22 protein-coding genes are annotated in these 24,743 nt (G+C 44.7%); 11 read left to right on the top strand and 11 right to left on the bottom strand.

Features of this window, described 5'->3' with window-relative positions; all coding sequences use genetic code 11:
• The first annotated feature begins 192 nt into the window (after window positions 1-192).
• Both GVY04_08090 and GVY04_08085 read left to right on the top strand, forming a co-directional pair.
• Window positions 193-906 (top strand): UMP kinase, encoded by a 714-nt coding sequence (locus tag GVY04_08090; protein ID NBD16096.1) that lies wholly within the window; start codon window positions 193-195, stop codon window positions 904-906.
• Entirely contained in the window at window positions 903-1,451 is a 549-nt protein-coding gene (locus GVY04_08085) for a ribosome recycling factor (GenBank protein ID NBD16095.1), read from the top strand. Before GVY04_08090 ends, GVY04_08085 begins: the two co-directional genes overlap by 4 nt.
• 9 nt (window positions 1,452-1,460) lie before the next feature.
• Here GVY04_08085 and GVY04_08080 read toward each other — a convergent pair whose 3' ends face one another.
• The 3 genes from GVY04_08080 to GVY04_08070 all read right to left on the bottom strand — a co-directional run bounded on the left by GVY04_08080 (window position 1,461) and on the right by GVY04_08070 (window position 4,002).
• Window positions 1,461-2,198 (bottom strand): hypothetical protein, encoded by a 738-nt coding sequence (locus tag GVY04_08080; protein NBD16094.1) that lies wholly within the window; start codon window positions 2,196-2,198, stop codon window positions 1,461-1,463.
• Between the two features lie 66 nt (window positions 2,199-2,264).
• Complete coding sequence (locus GVY04_08075) at window positions 2,265-3,032, bottom strand: sigma-70 family RNA polymerase sigma factor (GenBank protein NBD16093.1); 768 nt, start codon at window positions 3,030-3,032, stop codon at window positions 2,265-2,267.
• Window positions 3,033-3,312: 280 nt separating this feature from the next.
• The gene (locus tag GVY04_08070) at window positions 3,313-4,002 is read right to left on the bottom strand and encodes a uracil-DNA glycosylase (protein ID NBD16092.1); all 690 of its coding nucleotides are present in this window, start codon (window positions 4,000-4,002) and stop codon (window positions 3,313-3,315) included.
• A 768-nt stretch (window positions 4,003-4,770) separates the two neighbouring features.
• On the opposite strand from GVY04_08070, the gene sds reads away from it, so the two are divergent.
• From sds to GVY04_08055, 3 genes are all read left to right on the top strand, one after another.
• The gene (gene sds, locus GVY04_08065) at window positions 4,771-5,745 is read left to right on the top strand and encodes a solanesyl diphosphate synthase (GenBank protein NBD16091.1); all 975 of its coding nucleotides are present in this window, start codon (window positions 4,771-4,773) and stop codon (window positions 5,743-5,745) included.
• An 85-nt stretch (window positions 5,746-5,830) separates the two neighbouring features.
• Window positions 5,831-6,442, top strand: coding sequence for an exopolysaccharide biosynthesis protein (locus tag GVY04_08060; GenBank protein ID NBD16090.1), 612 nt, complete (start codon window positions 5,831-5,833; stop codon window positions 6,440-6,442).
• Between the two features lie 66 nt (window positions 6,443-6,508).
• Window positions 6,509-7,180: a tetratricopeptide repeat protein gene (locus GVY04_08055; GenBank protein NBD16089.1), complete on the top strand. Its 672-nt coding sequence runs from the start codon at window positions 6,509-6,511 to the stop codon at window positions 7,178-7,180.
• Here the strand turns inward: GVY04_08055 and GVY04_08050 are convergent.
• The 3 genes from GVY04_08050 to GVY04_08040 all read right to left on the bottom strand — a co-directional run bounded on the left by GVY04_08050 (window position 7,172) and on the right by GVY04_08040 (window position 11,772).
• The gene (locus GVY04_08050) at window positions 7,172-8,575 is read right to left on the bottom strand and encodes an HlyD family efflux transporter periplasmic adaptor subunit (protein ID NBD16088.1); all 1,404 of its coding nucleotides are present in this window, start codon (window positions 8,573-8,575) and stop codon (window positions 7,172-7,174) included. The genes GVY04_08055 and GVY04_08050 overlap by 9 nt on opposite strands.
• Before the next feature lie 69 nt (window positions 8,576-8,644).
• Window positions 8,645-11,017: an FtsX-like permease family protein gene (locus GVY04_08045; GenBank protein ID NBD16087.1), complete on the bottom strand. Its 2,373-nt coding sequence runs from the start codon at window positions 11,015-11,017 to the stop codon at window positions 8,645-8,647.
• A 2-nt stretch (window positions 11,018-11,019) separates the two neighbouring features.
• Window positions 11,020-11,772 carry an ATP-binding cassette domain-containing protein gene (locus tag GVY04_08040; GenBank protein ID NBD16086.1) on the bottom strand — a complete coding sequence of 251 codons (753 nt, stop codon included), beginning with the start codon at window positions 11,770-11,772 and terminating at the stop codon, window positions 11,020-11,022.
• A 285-nt stretch (window positions 11,773-12,057) separates the two neighbouring features.
• On the opposite strand from GVY04_08040, the gene GVY04_08035 reads away from it, so the two are divergent.
• Both GVY04_08035 and GVY04_08030 read left to right on the top strand, forming a co-directional pair.
• Window positions 12,058-12,822: a GAF domain-containing protein gene (locus GVY04_08035; GenBank protein ID NBD16085.1), complete on the top strand. Its 765-nt coding sequence runs from the start codon at window positions 12,058-12,060 to the stop codon at window positions 12,820-12,822.
• Window positions 12,823-12,913: 91 nt separating this feature from the next.
• Complete coding sequence (locus tag GVY04_08030) at window positions 12,914-13,714, top strand: hypothetical protein (GenBank protein ID NBD16084.1); 801 nt, start codon at window positions 12,914-12,916, stop codon at window positions 13,712-13,714.
• Here the strand turns inward: GVY04_08030 and GVY04_08025 are convergent.
• The gene (locus GVY04_08025; protein ID NBD16083.1) at window positions 13,681-15,276 is read right to left on the bottom strand and encodes a S8 family serine peptidase; all 1,596 of its coding nucleotides are present in this window, start codon (window positions 15,274-15,276) and stop codon (window positions 13,681-13,683) included. The two genes, GVY04_08030 and GVY04_08025, sit on opposite strands and share 34 nt — an antisense overlap.
• Window positions 15,277-15,364: 88 nt before the next feature.
• Here GVY04_08025 and GVY04_08020 point away from each other — a divergent pair, with 88 nt between their 5' ends.
• Together GVY04_08020 and GVY04_08015 are read left to right on the top strand one after the other, a co-directional pair.
• Window positions 15,365-16,060 (top strand): ribulose-phosphate 3-epimerase, encoded by a 696-nt coding sequence (locus GVY04_08020; GenBank protein NBD16082.1) that lies wholly within the window; start codon window positions 15,365-15,367, stop codon window positions 16,058-16,060.
• A gap of 75 nt (window positions 16,061-16,135) precedes the next feature.
• The gene (locus tag GVY04_08015; GenBank protein ID NBD16081.1) at window positions 16,136-17,377 is read left to right on the top strand and encodes a class I SAM-dependent RNA methyltransferase; all 1,242 of its coding nucleotides are present in this window, start codon (window positions 16,136-16,138) and stop codon (window positions 17,375-17,377) included.
• Window positions 17,378-17,413: 36 nt separating this feature from the next.
• Here GVY04_08015 and GVY04_08010 read toward each other — a convergent pair whose 3' ends face one another.
• On the bottom strand, window positions 17,414-18,445 hold the full coding sequence (locus tag GVY04_08010; protein NBD16080.1) for an adenosine deaminase: 1,032 nt from the start codon (window positions 18,443-18,445) through the stop codon (window positions 17,414-17,416).
• A 221-nt stretch (window positions 18,446-18,666) separates the two neighbouring features.
• Between GVY04_08010 and GVY04_08005 the strand changes: the two genes are divergently transcribed.
• The gene (locus GVY04_08005) at window positions 18,667-20,037 is read left to right on the top strand and encodes an adenylosuccinate synthase (GenBank protein NBD16079.1); all 1,371 of its coding nucleotides are present in this window, start codon (window positions 18,667-18,669) and stop codon (window positions 20,035-20,037) included.
• A gap of 45 nt (window positions 20,038-20,082) precedes the next feature.
• Entirely contained in the window at window positions 20,083-20,733 is a 651-nt protein-coding gene (locus GVY04_08000; protein NBD16078.1) for a 50S ribosomal protein L25/general stress protein Ctc, read from the top strand.
• A gap of 79 nt (window positions 20,734-20,812) precedes the next feature.
• Here GVY04_08000 and GVY04_07995 read toward each other — a convergent pair whose 3' ends face one another.
• The 3 genes from GVY04_07995 to GVY04_07985 form a co-directional block, all read right to left on the bottom strand.
• The gene (locus GVY04_07995; GenBank protein NBD16077.1) at window positions 20,813-22,114 is read right to left on the bottom strand and encodes a PDZ domain-containing protein; all 1,302 of its coding nucleotides are present in this window, start codon (window positions 22,112-22,114) and stop codon (window positions 20,813-20,815) included.
• Between the two features lie 82 nt (window positions 22,115-22,196).
• Window positions 22,197-22,520, bottom strand: coding sequence for a DNA-binding protein (locus tag GVY04_07990; GenBank protein NBD16076.1), 324 nt, complete (start codon window positions 22,518-22,520; stop codon window positions 22,197-22,199).
• A 271-nt stretch (window positions 22,521-22,791) separates the two neighbouring features.
• On the bottom strand, window positions 22,792-24,738 hold the full coding sequence (locus tag GVY04_07985) for an FAD-dependent oxidoreductase (protein ID NBD16075.1): 1,947 nt from the start codon (window positions 24,736-24,738) through the stop codon (window positions 22,792-22,794).
• Between the last annotated feature and the right edge of the window lie 5 nt (window positions 24,739-24,743).

The following is a 24,743-nucleotide window of genomic DNA, read 5'->3' as shown; positions in this document are numbered from 1 at the left end:
CAAAACCTTTTTCTGGACCAGGGGAGTTTATAATTTTGTCTGAATTCACTTTCGCTTGGTCAAAGCTCCTAAAACTGGTATGTTAGATTTCTGTGGGGATGCTCTCCTCATCCTCCTCCTCAATCAGGTGGCGGCAGAACACTATTATTCTATAAATCAGCCTACATTAAACAGTGTGCGCTAATCATAAGGATGAGTTACAAAAGGGTTTTACTAAAATTAAGTGGGGAAGCCTTGATGGGCACCCAACAATACGGCATTGACCCAACTGTGGTCAGTGAAATTGCTCAAGAAGTCGCTGAAATTGTTAAAACTGGCATCGAAATGGCGATTGTCGTTGGTGGAGGGAATATCTTTCGAGGGGTCAAAGCAGCATCTGCCGGAATGGATCGAGCAACGGCTGATTATATCGGCATGATTGCTACGGTAATGAATGCGTTGACCCTGCAAGATGCATTAGAACAGGTTGGGGTTCCCACAAGAGTCCAAAGTGCAATTACAATGCAACAAGTGGCTGAACCTTACATTCGGCGACGGGCAATTCGGCACTTGGAGAAAAAACGAGTGGTCATCTTTGCTGCGGGTTCTGGGAATCCCTTTTTTACTACTGACACAACTGCCGCTTTACGAGCAGCAGAGATTGACGCGGAAATCCTATTTAAGGCAACCCAAGTGGATGGGGTCTATGATAGTGATCCCCATACTAATCCTGATGCTCGTTTATTTGAACATCTCACCTATACTTATGTTCTGAGTCAAAATTTACGAGTGATGGATGGGAGCGCGATCGCGCTGTGTCGGGATAATAACATTCCGATTGTCGTCTTTAATCTTCTGCAACGCGGCAACATCATGCGTGTTGTTCAAGGAGAAACTGTTGGAACATTGGTCGGAGGGCCGAAATGAAATTATCAGACGTTGAAAGTAAAATGAAAAAAGCGATTGATGCGACGCAACAGTCTTTCAATAGCTTACGCACCGGACGGGCAAATGCTTCTATACTTGACCGCGTAATGGTTGATTACTATGGCATGGAAACCCCCCTCAAATCTTTAGCGAACATCAGCACGCCTGATGCCACAACTATTACCATTCAACCCTACGATAAGGGAAGTTTGGAACAAATTGAAAAAGCGATCTCGATGTCCGATGTGGGTTTAACCCCCAACAATGATGGTGAAATTGTACGCCTGAATATTCCCCCTCTTACTAGTGAACGTCGGCAAGAACTAGTGAAAATTGCCGGCAAATATGCCGAAGAAGGTCGAGTTTCCATTCGCAACATTCGTCGCGATGCGATTGAGGAGGTGCGCAAAGCCGAAAAAAATCATGAACTATCTGAAGACGAAGCTCATGATATTCGGGAAAAAATCCAAAAACTAACCGATAAATATGTCGCTAAGGTGGATGAGCTCCTGAAAGCAAAAGAAGAAGACATTGCCACTGTTTAGGAGTTCGCCTTAAATGGAAGATGGAGGAGGTGGGGGTAGTGGTGGGAGCTGCCCAATAGACTTCTGCTCAACCGTGGTCGCATCAACTGCCATCCCTTCTTCCACGCTTTTAACGACTTCTTGTTCAATTCCTAGCTCTTCCAAAACAACAGTAGGGGTAGGTCTTTGATCAATATTGATTCGCTTTACTAATACTTGGTTATTAGCAATCCACTGTCCCGGACGCACGTAACGACTGGTTTGTTCGTTAGGAGCCCTTAAAATTGCTGTTACTTGATTGCCGATTTTTACAGCTCCCTGCACTTGCACTGCTCTTGCTAATTTGGGTTCTGGAGGCGGTGCCGGTTGATCGGTCGGTAAACTGGGTAAGGGTTCCGTCGGTGAATTAGATGCAGTGGGTTGCCGTCTCACTTCTCCATCAGGTGCAATGGGGAAGAGGTTAAAGGGATCGCTACGATTTTCTCCTGGAGTAATCCCTCGCCCTTGAATAAATTCTTCTGGATCGGTTGCTTTTTTCAATCCAGCAACTTTTCGAGTTGGAGGCGCTGTTTTTTCAATTTTCGTTTCTACTGCTTGATTTTCTTCCTCAATATCCACTGGTTCCGAAGCCAATTCTTCCTCTGGAGAAGAGGTCGAGTTAGCACCGTCACTCACTGATTCTGTTTCTGTACCAAAGGGAAGTAACTGGCAACTACTTAAAGACAATCCTAAAATAATTGAAAGCTGGATTAGTAATGGCTGTTTCATCCTTAATTCTTCCTTCCAACTCGGTTGCTGTTGAGTATAACACCTTCAAGTTTTGAAATGCCTCACTCATAACATTTTATTTTTAAGCAATTGGACACCCTTTTTAAGACGGCGAGAAACAGTTACTACACTCACACCAAGAACCTCTGCAGCTTCCTTTTGGGTCAGATCATGGAGGAAGACAAATTCTAAAACTTTGCGTGTCCGCTCCTCAAGTCCGATTAATCCTTGTTGTAGTCGAATTTGGTCTTCTAGAGCAAGTTGAAAACTACGGTATTGACTATCGGGTACAAGCTCGCCAAGACTAGTGGTTTCATCTCCCTCTCCCGAGCCCATTGGCATATCTAAACTCAAGGGTTCCCGGTTTTTAGCCGCAAGTTTAACTTCTTGCCATTCACTCGGAGAGACGTTAAGTTGGCTTGCAATCTCAGAATCAGTGGGATCGCGTTGTAATTCTTCTCGTAATTGATACGTTACTTTTGTCGCTTTTTGTCGTAATTCTAGCCACCGTCGCGGAATTTTTACGGATGTGCTGCGATCGCGCAAATAGTGTTGAATTTCACCCCGAATGTAGGGGACAGCAAAGGAACTAAACGCATTCCCTTTCGAGAGTTCAAACCGCTCGATCGCGCGGATTAACCCCATACATCCCACCTGGATTAAATCTTCATAACTTTCATTACATTGGTTAACCCAATGATGCGCTTCTTTGCGAACTAAACCAATGTTAAGTTCTACAATCTGATTCCGAATTTTTGGATTCTGGTCACTTTGGTAAATCCTCAGTAACTCCAAGCTATTTTGTTTAAGGTGTCCAGAAGTTAAGGCAGGCATCTTTATTTTTACTCCAGGAATTCGCTTCTAACGATCTCTTTTTCAGACTAAGATCACTTTGATCAAAGATTTCCGAACTAAATATAAGAAATTAATTTAATCAGAATATCTTGTTCTTGGTTTGATTTTAATGTGATCCAAGTATGAAAACAACAGTATTTTCACGTGCTTTTCCAATTGACTGAAAGTAACTTCACCGAAGGTGCGTTTACTTTCAAACACGGACCCAACTGCCCCTGCCTTTACTGAAGTACCACTCCTAATTTTGTGACTTTGTTTCTTATTTAATTTTTCTCAGATCATCTAATTTTTGTCGAATTAACTGCATATCTTGCCACATTAACCACTTAGGCTTCCCTTTTTCGCGCGAAGGGTTCCTTAACAGATAGGCGGGATGAAAAATTGCCATTGCCCAATACCCTTCCCAATTCAACCATTGACCGCGAATTTTGCTGATTCCTTTTTTTTCTCCCGTCAACCCCTTCAAAGCCGTTGCACCGGTAAAGAGAATAATTTTGGGATTAACGAGATTAATTTGCTCTAACAAATAAGATTTACAAGCATTGATTTCTTTGGTCGAGGGGTTTCGATTTTGGGGCGGACGGCACTTGACAATATTAGAAATATAAACATCTTCTTCAGGGCTTAATTCAACCGAAGCGAGAATTTTATCGAGTAACTGTCCTGATTTACCGACAAACGGCAAACCCTGCTCATCTTCGCTTTGCCCTGGGGCTTCACCAATAACCATGACATCTGCTTTTGGATTACCACGACTGACAACGACTTGCGTCCGAGTTTGAGCCAGTTCACAACGTTGACATTGGCGACAATGATGGGCTAGTTCATCCAAATTTTTGTAGGTTCCTGGGAGAATCGAGATTTGAGGATCAAAGGGGATTCGCTCCCACTGCTGTGGAGAAATAGAGGGAGTATCCTCAAAAAGATTAGTTTGTTGGGAGTCACTCATTTTTAATCCAGCAAAAAAACACGGCTAGAGTTAAGCCGTGATCATTTTATCCTAATTTGGATTAATTATTGAGTGATGCTTGCTTCGCTAGCTGGCACTAGGTGCGATTCGATTGGACATCACGCACCCGTTGCGCTAGAAACAGAACACCGTAAACCATCGTGAGGTAGGAAATAGCAAGAAGTGGAATCAGAATGGACATATTCATCATTAAGTGGTTGCGAGGAGTGGACAGTTAATTAAGAGTCTGCTAGTTCCCTTCTTTTGGCGAGGCTAATGCTTACAATAATCTTTACTAGGGATTAAATTAACCAGCTTGTCTTCAATTCTAGGTGAGTATCTATGACGTACTCAAATTAGAAAATATTCCTTGCCAATTTTTCTTGCTCTTGGCAAAGCTGCGGCTAATTCCGGTGGACCAAGCATTTGCATGGTAACAGAACCTTGTAAAGGGGTACTTTCTCAATCGCCCTGAAGAAAAGTCCTAGCTGTCTCTACAACTCAATTTAGATTAACTAGCTTAAGGTTTAAAATTTATTTAAACCTTAATGATAAGATTAGCACAATTCTGAAAAGAGATCACCTAAATTTTTAGGTTGGACAATCATTTTTTGTCAGCTTCTCAAACTCAGTGCCCAAAAGGGAAAGAACTGACAAGAGAGTGGCTTTTCTTTTCGTACTTGTTTTCATGTCGGTAAAGCTTAGATTAGAATTGTTATAAAGATATGTAAACATTTATCTACTACTGCGCCCTATATAGGCTTACCGATGACCTCTGTAACATCCTTATTTGCTCCTGTTGATGAAGACCTGCGCTTATTGACAGATAACTTAAAACAACTCGTTGGAGCGCGTCACCCGATCCTGGGTGCGGCGGCAGAACATTTATTTGGGGCTGGCGGAAAACGTTTGCGCCCCGCTATCGTTTTATTAGCTTCTCGGGCAACACTGGTTGGAAATGATCTAACATCATACCATAGACGGTTGGCAGAAATTACGGAGATGATTCATACCGCCAGTTTAGTTCATGATGATGTGGTGGATGACTCAGAAACCCGCCGGAATGTTGCCACTGTTAATAGTTTATTTGGCAATCGGATTGCCGTACTGGCAGGAGACTTTCTCTTTGCTCAATCCTCTTGGTATTTAGCAAATTTGGATAATTTAGCAGTTGTCAAACTGCTATCCGAGGTCATTCGCGATTTTGCCGAAGGTGAAATTCGTCAGGGATTGAGTCAGTTTGATGTAGAACTATCGATTACAGATTATTTAGAAAAGAGTTACTATAAGACAGCCTCTTTGATTGCCAATAGCGTAAAAGCGGCAGGCGTGCTCAGTGGGGTCTCTCCCGAGGTATGTGAGCAACTCTATCATTATGGACGGAATTTCGGTTTAGCGTTTCAGATTGTGGATGATATCCTCGACTTTACGGCAACGAGTGAAGTCCTTGGCAAACCAGCTTGTTCGGATCTCAAAAGTGGGAATTTAACCGCACCGGTGCTCTATGCCTTTGAAGAAAAGCCGGAATTAAAAGATTTAGTAGAAAATGAGTTTACGGGCGAAGGCGAGTTAGAACGCGCGATCGCGCTCGTAAAAGAAAGTCGTGGGATTGAACGGACGCGGGAACTTGCTGCTCATCATAGCCACGTAGCTGTAGAATGTTTAGACCATGCCTTAAAAGATTCTGCTTCAACCCAAGCGCTGCGAGAACTCGCCGACTATATTTTACGACGGTTATATTAAGAATGAGGTCAGAATTGTCTATAATTGCTCACGAGTAAGCATTGAAAGCTTATGCATTAGATAATTGTGGTCAATATGAGGGTGAATGGCAAAACTATCTCGTGAGTTATACCGTTATTTTTGTGAAGAAGAGAGAGCCGCACAAGTTGATTTAGCTGACTTCTTAGAAATAACAAAAGAACGCATTTTTGGTTTTTTATTTGTTCTTCTTTCTCTCCCGTCTGCACTACCGGTTCCAGCGCCCGGTTATTCGATTCCTTTTGGTGTGGTGATGTTTTTACTAGCCAGCCAAATGGTGTTCGGGGCACAAGAACCTTGGCTTCCGCAACGGGTTCGTCATCATCAGTTAGATTTAAAACAAGTGCAAGGTTTTATTAATAAAGGAGTTCCTTGGCTGCAGCGTTTAGAAAATCTATCTCGTCCTCGTTTGAGCTATATCTGTACCAGTTTTGGGGGGCGTGTCATTTTAGGAAGCGCGATCGCGCTGATGTCAATTTCGATGATGATTCCGATTCCGGGAACCAATACTTTACCGGCAATTGGCATTTTTATTATTGGTTTTGGGTTACAAGAAGATGACGGGGCGATTTGTTTAGCTGGATTAGTCGTGTGTTTCCTCGCCTTGATTGTTGTCTCAGGAATTTTGATTGGTGGGTTTAGTCTCATTGATTATCTCAAAGAGAGTTTGACTAACTAATAGTAGGTTTCCCTGCTAACCGATTCGTTTTACAATCAGGGTCGAATCGTCAAGAAAAAACTCACCATGACACCTCAATTCCTAAAGCCAAGACAAGTGGCTATTCTTCTAATTTCCACCTTGATCATGTTGTTGATTACAATTGTGCCGGCTGCACCGAGTTGGGCGCAAACGCAGTCCTCTGCACTCGAACAAGGGATGACAGCTTATCAACAAGGGGACTATCAAACGGCAGTTGAAGCGTTTGAGCAAGCAATTAATAACGATCCAGCAGCAGAAAAAGCCTATTATTTTCGAGGCGTTAGTTATTTAGAATTGGGAGAACTTGACAAAGCCATTGCCGATCAAACGCAAGTAATTGAGCTGAATCCAAAGAATGCCGGTGCTTACTACGATCGCGCTTTGGCACATACTCAACTGCGTCAGTATGAAAAAGCCGTCGCTGATTATGATCGCGCAATTGAGCTGAAACCTGATCAAGAGCGAATCTATCTCAATCGGGGAATTGCTCATGCTCAACAAGGAAAATTAGAAAGCGCGATCGCCGATTATAACCAAGCCCTAGACTTAAATGCTGATTTAGCAGATGCTTATGCCAATCGCGGTGTCACTCGGGCGGCGATGGGCGAAAAAGAGAGCGCGATCGCGGATTTGGAAAAGGCGGCTCAATTATATCAAGACCAAGGGAATCAACCACTGTATGAAACCGTACAAAACACTATCGACAAACTAGAGTGAGGGGGTAATTTTCGTTCCCGCTTCAATGCGTTCGGAGGGATAAAGAATGACTTGTTCTCCTTCCTCTAAGCCTGACTTGACCTGTGCTGCAAGGTTATTCCGTTGTCCAATTTCAACCGGAATCCGTTCTGCTTTGCCATTTTCTACGGTGAAAATACACCAGCCCTGTTCGCAGCGAAATAAGGAACTAATGGGAATTTGTAAGATATCTTCTTGTTCCCAGACAACAATTTGGGCTTCCACGCGGTATTGATCGCCTAAATGATTGGGGATGTCAACAAAATCAATAATGATATTGACGCGCTGTTCTTCTACACCAAGGGCTGATACTTTCGTAAAGGCTGCCGGTTCAATTCGTCTCACGGTTCCCACTAACGGTTCATCCCCTCCCCACTGTTCTATTAAAACGCGATCGCCGCGTTCAATTTGAGTCGCATCAGTAGAAAGCACATCAACAACCAGTTCGAGATCTTTGGGATTACCGAGTTCTAACAGCGATACACCCGCTTCCACATACTGTTCACTTTTTTGGTGAATGCGTAACACTTGACCATTCGCAGGGGAGTTAATCTTAGTGCGTTGGGCACGATCCGTTCGTTCTGCGAGTTGAGCTTCTAAACTCCGAATTTGTGAATCATAGACACTGAGGAGATAGTCCGGATCTTGTTGTTCGGCTTGTAATTCTTCCCGACGCGCTTGTGCCCGTTTAAGTTCAGCTTGGGCACGATTGAGGTCTTGTTGGGCAACTGCTAAACTTTGCGCGATCGCGGTTTCATTGAGTTGAGCTGATTCTAGGGCTTGTTCTGAAATTGCGCCTTGTTGGCGGAGAAATTCCGCTCTTGCGCGATCGTGTTTCGCTTGTTGCAATCGCGCTTGTAGTTCTTGGATGACTGCTTTTGAGGCAGAAATCTGGCTTTCTGTGGCGGAAATATTTGCCTCGGCTTGAGTTAGGGCAGCACTTTTAGGTCTGAGAGTTGCAACCCCGGATTTTTCGGCTTTGAGACTTTCAATTTCAGCGAGTAGAGATTGCACTTCACTGTCGAGAATCAGCGGATCAATTTGAGCAATGGTTTCGCCAGCAGTAATGGTATCGCCTTCATCTAATTCAAGACGCTGCAAATAGCCAGCAACGGGCGAAGAAACCACATACCGATCGCGCACTCGGGTTTCCCCTTCTTCTGTAATGGTTACGGAGAGTTCTTCCCGTTTAACAGTTGCAACATCGACTACAATCGGACTGGGACGAAAGAGGAAGAACACAGCACCGGTTATGCCTAACCCACCGAGAATATAAAGCCAAGGTCGCAATCGAAAGCGTTTTTTGGGGGGAGTGACACCATTTTCTGAGCTTTCTTCAGAACGGAATAAACGAGGGCGGAACTGGGAAAGTTTCATGTTACTGAGTGGATTGAACCACAGACGAATGGATCAGCTCAATTCTCATAGTTTAATTTTAAGTGCTGATTACTCTCTAGTTTTCAAAACCGCAATTAAATCAAGTTTTTGGAGTTGACGATAAATGATGAAACCAGAAATTAGACCCGCAATGATCACGGTGATGGTGGTGAAACCATAGGTGGCGCGACTAATGACGAAGGGCAAGCGATACAATTCCGAATCATAGGCTTTGACCATTAAAGCAGATAACCCCAGACCAAAGCCAATACCAACGGGAATGGCAAACAGGGTAAGAATCGCTTGTTCTCCCAATAAAATCAGAGCAATTTCAGTTTGCGTAAAGCCCATAATCCTGAGACTGGCTAACTCCCGACCTCGTTCAGAAAGGGCAATGCGAGCAGAATTATAGACAACGCTAAAGGTAATGATGCAGGAAAAGATCACGAGAATTCCCGTCATCATTTGCATATTTTCCCCACTAATTTCTTCAAAACTCTCGATCAGTGCATCCCGAAAGGAAACGCCTTCAATAACAGGGGTTTGTTTTAATTGATGGTATAGCTTGTCTTCTTGTGCCTGATCAATAATCGCATACGCCCCGGAAATTGTCCGACCTTCGCGCATCATTTGGTTTAAAGCCTCAAGATTCATGTAAGCGGATAACCCAACCATTTCATCCACTAAGCCCGTCACTTGGATCTGTCGTTTGGGTTGTGCCCCTTCTAAGACTTCCACTTGCACAAAATCGCCCGGTTGTAGATGGAGAATTGCTGCGAGTTTATTGGTTAAGACTAACCCGTCTGGGGGTAAAGGAACTTCATGCAATTGCCGATCAATAAGTTGGCGCAATTCCCCTGTTAGTGGTAAGCCAGTAATTGCAAGACGATGTTGATAATGCTGGTGGCGCAGACGGGCGGGAACCATCCGAAATTCTTCCGCATAGAGGATTCCAGGGAGATGATTGAGGTCATATAGACTGCGTTGAGAACGGGGTTGATTGAAAATTAAGGTGACATCCTCACGCTGGATCACCTGAAACTGCACTGTCATTAGCCAATCTAGGGCATCTCGTAAATAAAACCCGGTGAGGAGAATCGCCACAGAAACAGCAATGCCTAAAATGGATAAACCGGCGCGAACGGGACGACGTTCTAAGTTGCGTAAGATAATCCGTCCGGCGGGAGAAAAGAACTGTTGTAAGCCCAATTGTTCGATGAGAGTCGGGCGAAACGTTGCGGGGGGTTCCGGTCGCATTCCTTGGGCGGGGGGAAGCGCGATCGCGCTGCGAACTGCCATTAAACCGCCAACACAAGCTGCCCCACCACTGACCAATAAGGCAGCAACCACTAACGGTAAACCAGCTTCGTAACGCAATAAGGGGAAATGGAAAAAATCCGTATAGATTTGCGTTAAGCCGTATCCCAGTTGCAATCCTAATCCGACTCCTAAAATGGCCCCAGCACTGAAGACAACCAGAATAAACTTGAGGTAGTGCCATCCGACTTGACCGTTGCTGTAACCAAAGGCTTTGAGTACTGCAATCTGTTGTCGTTGCGTGGCAATGAGGCGAGAGAGCAAAACGTGCAATAAAAAAGCAGCGATCGCGAGAAAGAGAGTGGGCAGAATCGTCGCGGAAACTTCTAAACTTTTGATTTCATCACTAATAATCCGATGCGACACTTGATCGTCTCTGCCATATGCCCCTAATCCACCGTAGGGATCGAGCAAATCGTCTAATTGCGCAATCACAGCCGTTTCATTTGCATTCGGGGTTAAGGTCAGCGAAACGCTATTAAATGCGCCATCGAGATCAAACGCATTGGCTAAAGCGCTTTCATTTATCCAAATAATCCCAAAGCGTCGATCATCCGGATAAAGACTCCCCGCACCCGAAACCGCATAGACATATTCAGGAGAAAGGGCAATGCCTGAGATTTGTAAGGCTTGCCAGCGTCCGTTTAGAATTGCGCCAATTTTACTTTGCAGCTTGAGATCATTGGCCTTGGCAAAGGCTTCACTGACTAATCCCTCTTCTGAGTGTTGCGGATCAGGAAACTCTCCGGGATGACGGATAAATAAATCATTGAGCATTCCTTCGCGGTGTTTAGGCAAAGAAATCAAGCGTCCGCTGGCGGGTTCATCTAATCCGGGTACATCAAGGGTGACATCAGCAACAATGCGCGTCTGCACTTGTGCGACTCCCTCAATCGCTGCAATTTCTTGCTCTAGCCATTGCGGGGCGCGCTTGAGTTCGGCAAAGACTTCTCCAAAGCGATACTGCTCATAATAAGCCCTTTGTGTCAAATTGAGGGAATGGTAGCCACTGCGCATCAAGACAAAACAAGCAATGCCACAAGCCACCACTAGCGCGATCGCGCTCAGTTGTCCCCATTGTTGCCACAACTCCCGAAAAAGTTTCCGATCTAAAGGCGAAATCATTGCTACCACTCCAGTTGGTCAGGGGATTTTTTAGTTTCATTTTCTCGAATCTCTACAATCTCCCCACTGCGCATCAACAAGACGCGATCTGCCATTTCAGCAATCCCGGCATTATGGGTAATGACCGCAATGGTTGTGCCAAATTCTTGATTCACCTGATTCAACACCTCTAACACTCGCTTTCCAGTCTGAAAATCTAACGCGCCCGTGGGTTCATCACAAAATAAGACCTCTGGACGTTTGGCAATGGCGCGCGCGATCGCAACCCGTTGTTGTTCGCCGCCTGAAAGTTGGGCAGGAAAATGATTGAGGCGATCCTCTAATCCGACTAAGGTTAATGCAGCTTTCGGGGACATAGGATGATGGGCTAATTCGGTCACGAGGGCAACATTTTCGGCTGCGGTCAAACTAGGAATCAAGTTATAAAACTGGAAGACAAACCCCACATTTTCCCGACGATATTGCGTTAACTCCGCTTCCCTGGCGGTGGTGAGGTTATTTCCCCGAAAAAAGATTTCACCCGTACTGGGAATATCCAATCCGCCTAAAATATTCAGTAAAGTTGATTTGCCGCTCCCCGATGCCCCTAAGAACACGACAAACTCCCCTTCGTACAGTTGCAGATCCACGGATTTGAGCGCTTGCACCTGCACCTCTCCCATTTGATACCACTTGGAAACTTGTACCGCTGAAAAAAGGACGATTTTTTCATCCCTTATTCCCTTGAAAGCTGGTGTAGTGGAGGAAGTAGCCATGGTTTAGATTGGTTGGAACTTGAGCTTGAAAAGAGAGTTCAGTTTTTTTTCTATTCTCCCTTGAGTTAAGTTTAATAACTGAGACGGGATGACGACTCAGTTTTTATAGAAGATAGTAAGCAGTAAAGACTATTGTAGTGAATCAACAATTCCTTGCCTCTTTAAGTAAATTGTCTTGAGATCACTCTTAATCACCGTGATGAAATGATTTAGTTTCTGTGAGGAGATTACTCAAGTTAGCTACCGAATTCGGGATTGTAGCAATTGAGTACCAAAGGAATCATTATGAAAGCTAAGCCCTCTGCGTTAGAAGCAGCCCGACTCGAAGCCCTTCGACAATATCAAATCCTCGATACTCCTTCTGAATCGGCATATGATGACATTACTAGACTGGCAGCTTTTATTTGCAATGTTCCCATTGCCTTAATTAGTTTAGTTGATGGAGATCGCCAGTGGTTTAAATCAAAAATAGGTCTCAACGTTGAGGAAACAAGTCGAGATGTCTCATTTTGCGCTCACACCATTTTAGGTGAAACAACAATGATCGTTAACGATACGATGTGCGATCAACGCTTTGCCGAGAATCCTTTAGTTACCTGTGCTCCAGGCATTCGCTTCTATGCTGGTGTTCCTTTAATTACCCCCCAAGGATATGTGATTGGCACGCTCTGTGTCATTGATCGCCAGCCAAAAACATTATCAGAAGGACAAAAAAACAGTTTGGAAGCTTTAGCGCGTCAAGTGGTTACCCAATTAGAACTCAAGAGAGTTTCTTCTCAATTGGCACAAGCGTTAGAAAAAATAGAGATCATGGACGGTCTGATTCCCATTTGCTCTTATTGTAAAGGAATTCGTAATGACGAAGGGTATTGGTCAACGGTTGAGACGTTTATCCAACATCACTCTGACGTAGAATTTACCCACGGCGTCTGCGATCAGTGTATGCAACAACATTTTCCAGAAGTAGCTCAAGTTTTGCTACCAGATTCTGATCGTTTAATACTGGACAACGATCTAGATGATGAAGGTACAGAAGATCAAGGAGACTAGCGCGATTTTCCATTGTACATAGCATGACCAATTTCTCCTTTTCTTAACTTACTTAGATGTATAATATCCAACGATAAAGGACAAGATATTTATGACAGAACGACAATGGTGGGCATTGCAGTGGCTGGATCTGTTAGAAAAATACCGGTTTAAAAAACGACTGGAACGGGGTCGGAACTATGCCCGAGAAGGCAATATTCTCAGTATTAATTTTGAAGGCGCTAAAGTAACGGCTGATGTGCAAGGGACGGCTGATGAACCGTATCACCTCTGGATTAAATTAGACCCCTTTAGTGATGAGGATTGGCACTATGTCATTCAAACTTTAGCAGAAAAAGCCATTTTTTCCGCACAATTATTAGCCGGCGAAATGCCAGAAAATATTGAGGAAGTTTTTATTGCCAATGGCTTAAGTTTATTCCCCTTTTCACTTTCTGATGTTCATTCCCGTTGTAATTGTCCTGATCCCAAGAATCCTTGCAAACATATTGCTGCCGTTTATTATGAACTCGCAGATCGCTTTAGTGAAGATCCCTTTGTTTTATTTCAGCTGCGCGGACGAACTCGCTCAGAAATTTTAGAAGAAATTCGGATGATTCGTCAGCAAAATCTTGGAGGAGAGACAGAACAATTCAGCGAAGAAGAACTGACACAAACAACGACTCCGGAAACATCAACAGCCGATTTGGATTGGAAGTTAGAAGCATTTTGCCAATATGATCAGCCTCTAGATTCGGCACTGATGCAGATAAATGCGGAAACGGATCAAACGGTTTTAGAAGTATTAGGTCGCTTTCCCTTACCAGGAACTGAGGCGCAAGCCGTACAGCAATATTTAGAGCAAGTGCAGAAGCAAGTTCACTCTGCAATGGTCCACCAAGCTAACCCATAAGATTGCTTTGGATGATGAGTCTGTTCAGCGAATTGAACGCGAATTTTGTAGCGTCCGGTTTCAGGGACTTTACAGAAAATATGTTCAACACTATCCACTTCGCTGAGTGAAGCACAGTGGCTAGTTTTTCCAGAGGGCTTGCCGATAGGAACTAAAAAGAGATTCAAGTTATTTAAACCGCGATCGCGAAAGGTTTCGCCAAGATCATAGCGGTCATTCTGATTCTCGTCTTTCAATTCCACCAACCGATCCCAGGTTAACGTCACCGTCGCATAACTTCCAGCAGCTAGCGGTTGGGCAATTTTATAGTCTTGATGGGAATTGGCAGTAACTTCGCGATAATCCCAGCCCCGATTCGGGACAGTTTGTTCAGGATGCCACTGTCCGGCACTAAACTGCTGATAAGCCCGCAACGTATTGAGATGACCTGCCCCTAGTTCTAAGTCAAGGGGAATTTCTGGATTATCATAGGCTTTGGAGTCAAGCCAAGTGCGATTTTGCTTGCTATAAAGGTTGCGACTCATGCCAAGGGAGGGGTCTTCAATTTTATCAGCAGCATTGAGTAAAACCGCTTTCATCACTTCGTGATTGCGAGCATCGAGACTCCAGCGGGGTGGAAAGGGAGAAGGTTCAGTTTTGGCAAGTGTCTGTAAAACGCGATCGCTATATTCTTGTAAGAGGGCAACACTACCGGTGACATGAGGAGCAGCAAAACTGGTGCCAGTGGCACTAATCACTCCGTTTTCTGGATGATAAACACTAATATTATCCCCAGGCGCAACTAAACTAACTCCTGAGCGTCCTTTCGTATTAATTTCTTTCGCCACTAAGCGGCGACCGATGCCGATGGGGTCACCACCCAGATTAGGAAACCCGACTTTCGTATATTTTTGATCGCGCTGCATACTATAAGCAACAGTGATGCCATTGTAGAGATCAGTAGGAATCGGAATGCCCCCTTCCCCTTGATTCCCGGCAATGACATACAAGGTATTGTGAACTCGGGCGGACCAATCCACACAACGCGTCAGTAGCGCATTGCCATCGAGGGCTGGGTTTTCTCGCGGATCCCGGTCTAATGAGTCTCCAAAACTAAAATTAATTGCCCTGACATCTCCACTGTTTCGTAAGGCTATATATTGCGCTGTGAGACATTCTTCGGGTTGCCCTGCTTGCCGTAATGACCCCACCGCACTGCTGTAGAGTTTTGCGGCTGGGGCAACCCCCTGTAACCGCTTTTCTTGAGACACCATAACCGTTGCTACCATTACCGCATGGGGATCGAGATGTTGATTCGGATTCGCAACGCGATCGCGATAAAAAACATCAGCAAGCGTTAACGGATAATTGCCAATTGCTGCTTTATCCCAACCAAATTTTCCGGCACGACCAATTTCCACTTGTCCAATGGCAATTTTTCGTCCCAGTAAATTATAAGGCGCTTCCTGAAGACGACGAGCATTAATCCCCAGTTCCCCAACGGAATAATCAAGGGCAAGCAGGGGACTAATTAAACTTAAACCACAAAGACTCCCCAATACTCCCGCTAACGTTTTTTTCATAGGTTGCGTTCCAATGTTTCCGAAGAAATGTTAAATTTTTTGTTAAAATTAACACTAAAATATAAGAAATAATTGAGGATTGCTCACAATGAGCCAAAAACAAACCGTTATTGCACCTTCTATTTTATCTGCTGATTTCAGTCGTTTAGGAGAAGAAATTAAAGCTGTTGATCAAGCCGGTGCGGATTGGATTCATGTGGATGTGATGGATGGACGTTTTGTTCCGAATATCACCATTGGTCCCTTGGTCGTCAATGCCATTCGTCCATTAACCCAAAAGCCCCTTGATGTCCACTTAATGATTGTCGAACCGGAAAAATATGTGGCGGACTTTGCCCAAGCCGGCGCTGATCTTATTTCCGTTCACGCGGAACATAATGCCTCTCCTCACCTGCATCGCACCCTGCAACTGATTAAAGACCAAGGAAAGCAGGCTGGGGTTGTTCTCAATCCGGGTACGCCTTTGGAACTCATTGACTATACTCTCGAACTCTGTGATTTAGTTTTGATCATGAGTGTTAATCCGGGGTTTGGCGGACAAAAATTTATCCCTGCCATTCTACCGAAAATCCGTCAGTTACGAAAAATGTGCGATGAACGCGGACTTGATCCTTGGATTGAAGTTGATGGCGGTTTGAAGGGGAATAACACTTGGCAGGTCTTAGAAGCGGGCGCCAATGCCATTGTTGCAGGATCGGCAGTCTTTAAAGCGGATGATTATGCGACTGCAATTGAAGGCATCCGGAATAGCAAGCGTCCCGAACCTGAATTAGCCAGTGTCTAGGTTACCTTACATCATTTTTGTCAGGGCGAATCATCATTCGCCCCTATTTTGTCTCTTCTCACGTTGTCAGAATTAATGGTTCAATCACAAGACACAGTTAATCTTAAACAGTTACAACGCGGAGACTTTCTCACCGTTACCATCGAACGGTTTAACAATAAATACCTTGGAGAAGTAACTCTCGCCGGGAAAACGATTGTCGTTCCGGGGAGTATTCCCGGAGAAACGATAAAAGGAGAAGTGATCCGCAACTGGAAGCGTCGTCTGTTATTGAAGCCGGTAGAAGTTTTAGAACCCAGCCGCGATCGCGCAACGCCTCAATGTCAACATTTCACAACTTGTGCGGGGTGCCAATTCCAACACATCAACTACGAAGCGCAGTTAGCTATTAAAGAGACTCGCCTCAGAAGTTATTTTGACAAGGATCATCCGGCTAGTCCTCTGCCTTTGCGAGGGATCATCGGTTCTCCTACCCCTTACCGCTATCGCAATAGTATCAAACTCCACGGACCCGGTGAGCCGGGATTTTGGCAAGTCTTGGGAGTAGATATGATGCGCAATGAAGAATGCCCGATCTGTGTAGAAACCGTTGATGCCGCCCTCCAAAAAGAACGTCAAGAACACTTTCACCGCTTTACCAGTAAAGGGATTCTCAATGTTCTCATTCGCGGCACTAAAATTGGCGAAACCTACATTGGACCGGAAAATCCGGAACCGGATGAAGTCGCTTGGTTAAATGAAAAATTAATCCATCCGTTGACCGGAGTAACTTATCAATTAGTCGTTCCTGCCCATGCCTTTTGGCAAGGCAGTACTCCCATGTTACCGATCTTAGTTGAACAAGTGGTGCGTCCCATCCAAGCTTTTCAACCCGAGATGCTGATCGAGAGTTATTGTGGCATGGGCTTATTTGGTTTAATGAGTGCCCCCTTTGCCAAAGAAGTCATTGGCATTGAAGAACATCCCTTAGCAATTGAAGCCGCCAAGCAGAATCAAGAAAATTTAGGTGTCGCTAACCTCCGCATTTTTCGAGGCAGAACAGAAGATTCTCTATCGGAATATCTCAAAACGCTTCCTGCCGAAAAATCCAGTTTAATTGTTGATCCGCCTCGTAGTGGACTCCCGAAAAAAGTCCTTAAACAAATTTTAAAATCTCCCCCGCAACAGTTAGTTTATGTTAGCTGTAGTCCCGAAAGTTTTGCTCGTAACCTCCATGCTTTGTGTAAAGAGATCTATCAACTTAAAGATATGGTTGGTTTAGATTTATTCCCACAAACCAAGCATATAGAATGCGTGGGAGTTTTGGAACGAATCTAAGTTTCTTCTCAAAAAAATTGAGCTAAAAAATTAAGTTTACAACTGATGATCATAACCGCCCTGTAATAATCCGGTTAATAACGAAGCTGGCGGTTGACTATAGGGCCAAGCAAAGGCATGGCGGAAGGCAGCTTCTTGACAGGCTTGGAGTTGCTCAAAATCAATGACATCAAGGGTGAGCAGGTTTTCGTATTCAAAGGGTAACCGAACATTGTGTAAGCCCGCATTATCCGTGCAGATGGCAATATCGACGCCCGCTTCAAAGCAACGGTCAAATACGGTTTTCAGTTGTGAAAGATTATCTAAGGTTCCGGTTTTGGTGTAGGTGGTGGGACAAACTTCTAAACATTGTCCCCGTTCTGCCACTTCTGGGAGGAGTTCCGGGTATTTGAGGGGAATTTGAATGCCATGACCAATGCGCATTAAATAGGGTAATAAATCGGGGTATAAGCCATCAGTGGTTTCAAAGACATGACCCGTTGTTTTCAGACCGCGCGATCGCGCATAGTGATATAATCCTTTTAATTCATCCAACCGTTCTGCATAGAGAGCATCTCCCCCCGCTAAATCCACTGCACAAATATACTCCGGGTGATCGGCTGCTAAATCGATAATTGCCCGATTCACTTCATAGGAGAGCCGAGAGTGCATACAGAGAATCTGACTGGTGATTATGGGATATTCTCCCACCTTGCTGGCTTCCCCGACAATTTTCACGATATCCCGCATCTGAGTAATGCGTTGGTGAGAGTCTAGGCTTTCATCGGTTCGTAAATAGGGGGTATAGCGTAATTCGAGATAAGCGAGGTTTTCAAACACATATGCTCCCCGAATCAGCCGATAGATAAAATAGGGTAAGGTTTCGAGAGTCTGGACACTTTCCACTAAGGTGTGTAACTCTAAATATTCTTCTAAAGTATTGCGAGGGCGGGTGTAAAAGTCTTCAAACTCAGCATAATTGTCAAATTTTTCCGCTTTTGCAGTATCCCGTCGTTGAAAATAGCGCCACAACACACGAGGAACCACCGATCCCCCGAGATGACGATGTAATTCTGCATACAGTGCCACAATCAATCTCCCCTTAAAATTATTAACGAACGAGCGAATCAGAATTGACAATTCCCAGTTTAAGTGATAAATATTGTAGTTTGTCAGCCATTCCCTGGAATGAAAATTGCAGGTTAAAACGGTGCTGCTAGCTAACTAGCTGGAATCATCCCAGTTAGTAGGCGCGCTTGTGGTTGATTATTGCTGAAAACTGTAGCCCATTAAGAAAAAAAAGAGAACTCTTGGCTAACGTTATTGTAATTGGAGCCCAATGGGGCGACGAAGGTAAAGGTAAAATTACTGACTTGCTCAGTAAGTCAGCCGATATCGTTGTTCGCTACCAAGGAGGGGTCAACGCTGGACACACTGTAGTCGTTAAAGATCAAACCTTTAAGCTGCATCTGATTCCTTCTGGGATTTTATACCCAGAAACCCAATGTATTATTGGTTCGGGAACAGTGATTGATCCCCAAGTGCTGATCGAAGAGTTAGACCAACTCGCAGCACTAAATATTTCCACGGAAAACTTAATGATTTCCCAAACTGCTCACGTCACAATGCCGTATCATCGGCTGATTGATCAAGGATCAGAGCAGAAACGGGGCACCAAAAAAATTGGTACCACCGGACGGGGCATTGGTCCCACCTATGCGGATAAATCTGAACGTACCGGGATTCGGATTCTCGATTTGATGAATCGTGATCAAGTTGAGGAACAATTAGAGTGGACAATCAACTATAAAAATGTTCTTTTAGAAAAGCTATATGATCTCCCACCTTTAGACCCGAAAGCAGTGATTGAGGAATATCTCGGCTATGCGGAGCGTTTACGTCCCCATGTTGTCGATAGTTCCCTCAAAATTGATGAAGGCATTAAGAAAAAACGCAATATTCTATTTGAAGGGGCGCAAGGAACCCTCTTGGATTTAGATCATGGAACCTATCCCTATGTCACCTCTTCCAATCCTGTAGCGGGTGGCGCTTGCATTGGCGCCGGTGTCGGTCCGACGATGATTGATCGCGTGATTGGCGTAGCAAAAGCCTATACCACCCGAGTAGGAGAAGGTCCGTTTCCCACAGAATTAGAGGGAACTTTAGGACAGGAACTCTGCGATCGCGGTGCGGAATTTGGGACAACCACCGGTCGTCGTCGCCGTTGCGGTTGGTTTGATGCCGTCATTGGACGCTATGCGGTCCGTATTAACGGTATGGACTGTCTGGCGATTACCAAGCTTGATGTCCTCGATACCCTCGCTGAAATTAAAGTGTGTGTTGCGTATAATATTGATGGGGTACGTTGTGACAATTTCCCCAGTAGTGCCTTACGCTTTGCCCGTTGCGAACCCATTTATGAAACTTTACCGGGTTGGCAACAGTCAACAGCAGCCTGTCGGAGTTTAGAAGACCTCCCCAAAGCTGCGCTCAATTATCTGAAATTCTTAGCGGAATTAATGGAAGTTCCCATTGCCATTGTGTCTTTGGGGGCGAGTCGTGACCAAACCATTATCGTAGAAGACCCGATTCATGGACCGAAACGGGCGCTTCTTGATGCCAACGGCACACCAGTCACGCAGCAACCCCATGAGTCTTCTAATTCCCCCTTTGCAAACTAATTCCTGATTGCAAATCTGAACACCTAACTCACTCAAGAACAAACCATGACAACAACTGTTAAATTTGAATGCCAAACCCGACCCGAAGGCAGTAAACCCAGAGCATTACGTCGTGAAGGTTTAATTCCTGCTGCTTTATATGGACATAACGGCGCTGAATCAATGTCTTTGGTTGCCAAAGCCAAAGATGTGGAACTGTTGCTTAAAGATGCTTCTGTGAATAACACCCTTGTCGAAGTGAACGTTCCTGAAGCTTCTTGGAAAGGAAGAGCTTTAATTCGGGAAGTCCAAACTCATCCTTGGCGACCGGATATTTATCATCTCAGCCTATTTGCAGTAGCCGGTCAAGATAGCGTGGAAGTTGTGGTTCCTATCAATCTTGAAGGTGAAGCCGAAGGCGTTAGAGAAGGCGGACTCCTTGAACAAGTGATTACGGAATTAACAATTCAGTGCCCTCCGAGTCAAATTCCGGAAGTGATTAATATTGATGTCACTGATATGCCCATTGGGACAACGCTGCACATTAGTGAATTAAACCTACCGGAAGGAGTTACAGCCAGTGATGATCCCGAGCGTACCGTTTTAACGATTGTCGAAGGGAGAACCGAAGAACCAGCCGAAGAAGAAGCCGAAAGTGAAGGCGAAGAAAGCATCGAAGGCGGTGTGGTTGAAGAATTGGGCGATGTTTCCGTTTAGTGTACCCCCATCATCGAATTTTCCTTTTCTTAGCACTCGGGGCGAACCGCGGTTCGCCCTGAAGTTTAATGGCGACTCATTAATTGAACGAGGTAGCTTCCATCGTTACTTTGCCCAGACGTTGATTCAAGGCTGCGATCGCGCTGACATATTGAGGATCTTGTTGGGTTCCCTGCAACTCTGGATTTGCCGATAACCGCAATTGGTCGCTGCGGTTCAAAGCGGTTTTGATATCCGGTTGAATACCAGTTTGATTAATATCGGTTCCGCTCGGGGGATAATATCGGGCTACGGTGACCGCCAAACCTGATCCATCCGAGAGCGCACTTACCGATTGCACTGTTCCTTTGCCATAAGTTTTACTGCCAACAATGACCGCTCGCTTATTATCCTTCAGGGCACCGGCTAAAATTTCACTGGCACTGGCTGAATTGCCATTCACCAGTACCGCCAAAGGGCGATCCGTTAGCTGTGTACTATTGGCTTGAAAATCGCGATCGCCGCCGCCGCGATCAACAGTGGAAACAATCGCACCCTGTTCTAACCACATTCTTGCCATTTCAATACTCGCATAAAGTAATCCCCCTGGATTGTTCCGTAAATCAAGTACATAAGCCTCGGCATTTTGTTCTTTTAAATCCAGGATGGCTTCTCGCATTTGTTCAGCAGCATGGGAACTAAACTCTGTGACTTTGATATAACCAATGCGAGTTTGATTCGTGTCTCGGAGTTCATAAGTGACCCGAGGCAATTCAATTTGAGCACGAGTTAAGGTTAAAGCAAACAAGCCTTTGCCAGCCCGAGAGAGTTGTAATTTGACTTCAGTTCCCGACTCACCCCGAATTAACTCCGACGCCTGTTCTAAGCTGAGTAACGACGTCGGCTGACCGTTAATGGCAACGATTTCATCCCCAGCCTGAATTCCAGCAGCGGCAGCGGGAGAGTTCGCAATGGGTTCGACCACTGTCAGTGATTGACTTTGTTCATTAATTTCGAGGCGTAAACCGACCCCTGATAATTCTCCTGAGGTTTGTGTCGTTAAAGATTCGTATTCCTCGGGATCAAGGAAGCGAGTGTAGGGATCATTGAGTTTGTTGAGTGCTTGACGAATCGCCCGATAGGCTTCTTCCTTTGAGGTGTAATTCCGTTCTAATAATTCCTCTCGGGTCGCTTCCCAGTCATCATGATTAAAGTCCGGATCAACGTAATTGCGATTGACAATTTGCCAAACTTCATCAACTAGGGTTTTTGGACTTTCGGTCAGCGTCGCTGACGCGGGTGCGGTGACACTTGGCATCAACCAAGAAACACTCATAATGGTTCCAGCCAAAGTTAGCGAGCGCAAGTACTGTTTTAAGCGGTGGCAGGGAATTTGATTCATATTATCTTCTCAAGAGCGAGTGCGTTCTCAACACAGTTACAATTGAAACTTAAATTATGATGAAAAGAGTAACCAACCCTGATTATTTTAAGGATTGCGGAAGCTGTCGGACTTCTTGTAAATAAAGTTCCTGAGACTGTTGCTGCTGGAGAACAATTGATTTTGATTTTATTTTGGCTTGAATGGTTATGGTTTGACCACTTTCTGGTGGCAGTTTCGTCGTTATCACCCAGACTTTTCCCGTTTGGTCTTGAAGTTGGTAGGCGGTCTGCTTGATTAAAGGGGCGCGATCGCGCACAGTTCCTTGCACATAAACCAGTGAGTTGGCTTCCTTTTGCTGATCTAATGTCGCAATTGATGTTATTTTTGGATGACATCCCCCTAACCCCAGTAGTGTTAATAACAGACCTTTGAAAATTAATCGAAATAACACAGGCTTGGATTGCTCGTTTCAAATCTTTGGCTTATAAAGCATGAAAATAGTGATTATTGACATACCAATCATCGATTTATGATAACTGATTTTAAACCTATAGTATTACACTCGATGTCAGATGACAGGTGATCAGCCACGATTCGTAAGGAGAGAAGGCGATGCCTCTATTACATCAGACTGGTAGAATTAGAATTGACCATAACAAGCAGTACACAAGAGTGACAAAAACACTATTTCGGATCTAAATTGTAAAAATGCCTTCTGGTTTCACCGATAACAACTGACGCTGTTGTAAGCCTTGCTGATTTAAAATTGCGTTGGCAGCTAAAAAACCACTACTCACCGCTCGTTCCATTAAGCCACAGGGAAAGGGCATTTTCACCCAGTCTCCGGCAAAAAATAGATTCGCGATTTCCGTTTCCGTTGTTGGACGGCTTGCGTAGCTTCCGGGAGGATAACCCGAGAAATTCTTTTGATTAACGAGTTCGCGATGCAACATGGTGGCATTTGCGAGTTCAGGAACAATTTCATAGAGTTCCGCCTCGAACGTATTCAATAATGTGACTTGATCCGGAAATTCCGCTTCAGGATAGCAATATGCGTGGAGTTCGACGACACTTCCCCCAGTCTTTTCATTCCATGCAATGTATTCGGTTTGGATGCGATGATACAAACAAATGCTATCGGTGAGATGATAGCCAGAGAGAGAGGCAAAGTTACTGTGTTCCCAATCAAAATCTTGATTAAACCAGAATCTTGATACTGCAAAGGGATCAGCAACCGCTAGTTCGTTGATTTTTGCGGTTTGTTCGGGGTTGCTCTCTCCTTCAGCAAGGGAGAATAAATGTTTGACTCCAGGAACATCCGTAGCAAAGACAAAATAATCGGCAACTAAGTTGTGTTCGCTCTGGTCATCGGGGTTTGTTCCAACCAGTTGAATTGCACGATCTTTCTGTTGCACCACTTGTAAACGGGGTAAATCCTGTTTAGCCGGACCACTGAGAACTGTACCATCGGCTGCAAATAAGGACCCATGACAGGGACACAAAAATTGACCATCGGCTTGGGGTTTGACTGTACAGCCCTGATGAGTACAGGTAAGAGAGATGGCTTCGGTTGCATCTTTTGTGGGGAGATAGACGTTATCTCCTGCGCCATAGTAGCTAATACTTTCATCACTAAGATGAGGATTTTTTTCGACCCAGAAGGGGGCTTTCGGTTGCGCTGTTCCTTTCTGGTAGTTGAGAGACGTAATTTTTCCGTCTTGACACTGAATTTTCGTCACTTCTGCTTCGGTAACGATGGTTCCTCCTTGGTTTTGTATTGCCTTGGCAATGGGAGTAACAATACTCGTTCCCATATCATCATTCGTGCCATTAAACGCCAATCCTTCGGGATTGCCAAAGAAGTAGAAGTGGAAAAATTGCATCAGTTCCCCGACACTGAGTTTATCCGGTGCATTAAGACTGGATTTGGCAAAGGGAAGGAAATATAAATCATATAAGCCACGGGGAAAACTGCCTTCCACCCACTCGGAAACAGCAATATTATCTAAGCGTTTAAAAGTATCGGGAATATGAAATCCCCCAATTTCTCGGAAGACTTCCCAATGTTTTCGATCCGTGAGATCGATTCCCCAGCGGAGACGGTTAGCGGAAGAGATCGCTAGATCAACGATATTCCAAGGAAACGCAGAATGATTAGGACGGAACACTTCGGGGTTATATTCCCCATCGCGGAAGACAACAGAATAAAACTCAAGGGAATGCAAATTATTCTTGGAGTTGAGTTCTTCAAGCAGACGATTAAAGTTGTAATATTGCGGGAAGAAGCCGTGAAAACCATGTTCCATGCGGAAGGTTTCTTCTCCCACTTGAATGTCCCAACTGGCAATTTTTCCGCCGAGTTGGGGAGATTTTTCTAACAGCGTCACTTGAAACCCGCGCTGACTCAGTTCATAAGCACAGGCTAAACCAGCTAAACCAGCCCCGACAACAACGACACTTTTTTGATTTTGTAGGTGAGTGGGTAGGGCAAGATCACGGGTTTGCGCGATCGCGGGTTGGGGTTTCACTAAACGCGAGTAACCCAAAACACTCGTTACAGTTCCCACTCCTAACAGTTGTAGTAGTCTGCGACGAGAAATTGACGAAAGCAAAGGAAAGTTAGATGATTGACGTTGATCCATAAAAG

The sequence above is a fragment of the Cyanobacteria bacterium GSL.Bin1 genome (assembly GCA_009909085.1).
GTDB lineage: Bacteria > Cyanobacteriota > Cyanobacteriia > Cyanobacteriales > Rubidibacteraceae > Halothece.
This window is presented reverse-complemented; position numbering and strand designations above follow the sequence as displayed.

Bases quoted from the DNA above. Each gene is read 5' to 3' on its own strand.
- GVY04_07985 (NBD16075.1), bottom strand. From the start codon at position 24,738: ATGGATCAACGTCAATCATCTAACTTTCCTTTGCTTTCGTCAATTTCT.
- GVY04_08060 (NBD16090.1), top strand. From the start codon at position 5,831: ATGGCAAAACTATCTCGTGAGTTATACCGTTATTTTTGTGAAGAAGAG.
- GVY04_08055 (NBD16089.1), top strand. From the start codon at position 6,509: ATGACACCTCAATTCCTAAAGCCAAGACAAGTGGCTATTCTTCTAATT.
- sds (NBD16091.1), top strand. From the start codon at position 4,771: ATGACCTCTGTAACATCCTTATTTGCTCCTGTTGATGAAGACCTGCGC.
- GVY04_08035 (NBD16085.1), top strand. From the start codon at position 12,058: ATGAAAGCTAAGCCCTCTGCGTTAGAAGCAGCCCGACTCGAAGCCCTT.
- GVY04_07995 (NBD16077.1), bottom strand. From the start codon at position 22,114: ATGAATCAAATTCCCTGCCACCGCTTAAAACAGTACTTGCGCTCGCTA.
- GVY04_08040 (NBD16086.1), bottom strand. From the start codon at position 11,772: ATGGCTACTTCCTCCACTACACCAGCTTTCAAGGGAATAAGGGATGAA.
- GVY04_08090 (NBD16096.1), top strand. From the start codon at position 193: ATGAGTTACAAAAGGGTTTTACTAAAATTAAGTGGGGAAGCCTTGATG.
- GVY04_08030 (NBD16084.1), top strand. From the start codon at position 12,914: ATGACAGAACGACAATGGTGGGCATTGCAGTGGCTGGATCTGTTAGAA.
- GVY04_08045 (NBD16087.1), bottom strand. From the start codon at position 11,017: ATGATTTCGCCTTTAGATCGGAAACTTTTTCGGGAGTTGTGGCAACAA.
- GVY04_08050 (NBD16088.1), bottom strand. From the start codon at position 8,575: ATGAAACTTTCCCAGTTCCGCCCTCGTTTATTCCGTTCTGAAGAAAGC.
- GVY04_08070 (NBD16092.1), bottom strand. From the start codon at position 4,002: ATGAGTGACTCCCAACAAACTAATCTTTTTGAGGATACTCCCTCTATT.
- GVY04_08000 (NBD16078.1), top strand. From the start codon at position 20,083: ATGACAACAACTGTTAAATTTGAATGCCAAACCCGACCCGAAGGCAGT.
- GVY04_08025 (NBD16083.1), bottom strand. From the start codon at position 15,276: ATGAAAAAAACGTTAGCGGGAGTATTGGGGAGTCTTTGTGGTTTAAGT.
- GVY04_08080 (NBD16094.1), bottom strand. From the start codon at position 2,198: ATGAAACAGCCATTACTAATCCAGCTTTCAATTATTTTAGGATTGTCT.
- GVY04_08075 (NBD16093.1), bottom strand. From the start codon at position 3,032: ATGCCTGCCTTAACTTCTGGACACCTTAAACAAAATAGCTTGGAGTTA.
- GVY04_08085 (NBD16095.1), top strand. From the start codon at position 903: ATGAAATTATCAGACGTTGAAAGTAAAATGAAAAAAGCGATTGATGCG.
- GVY04_08015 (NBD16081.1), top strand. From the start codon at position 16,136: ATGGTTCAATCACAAGACACAGTTAATCTTAAACAGTTACAACGCGGA.
- GVY04_08020 (NBD16082.1), top strand. From the start codon at position 15,365: ATGAGCCAAAAACAAACCGTTATTGCACCTTCTATTTTATCTGCTGAT.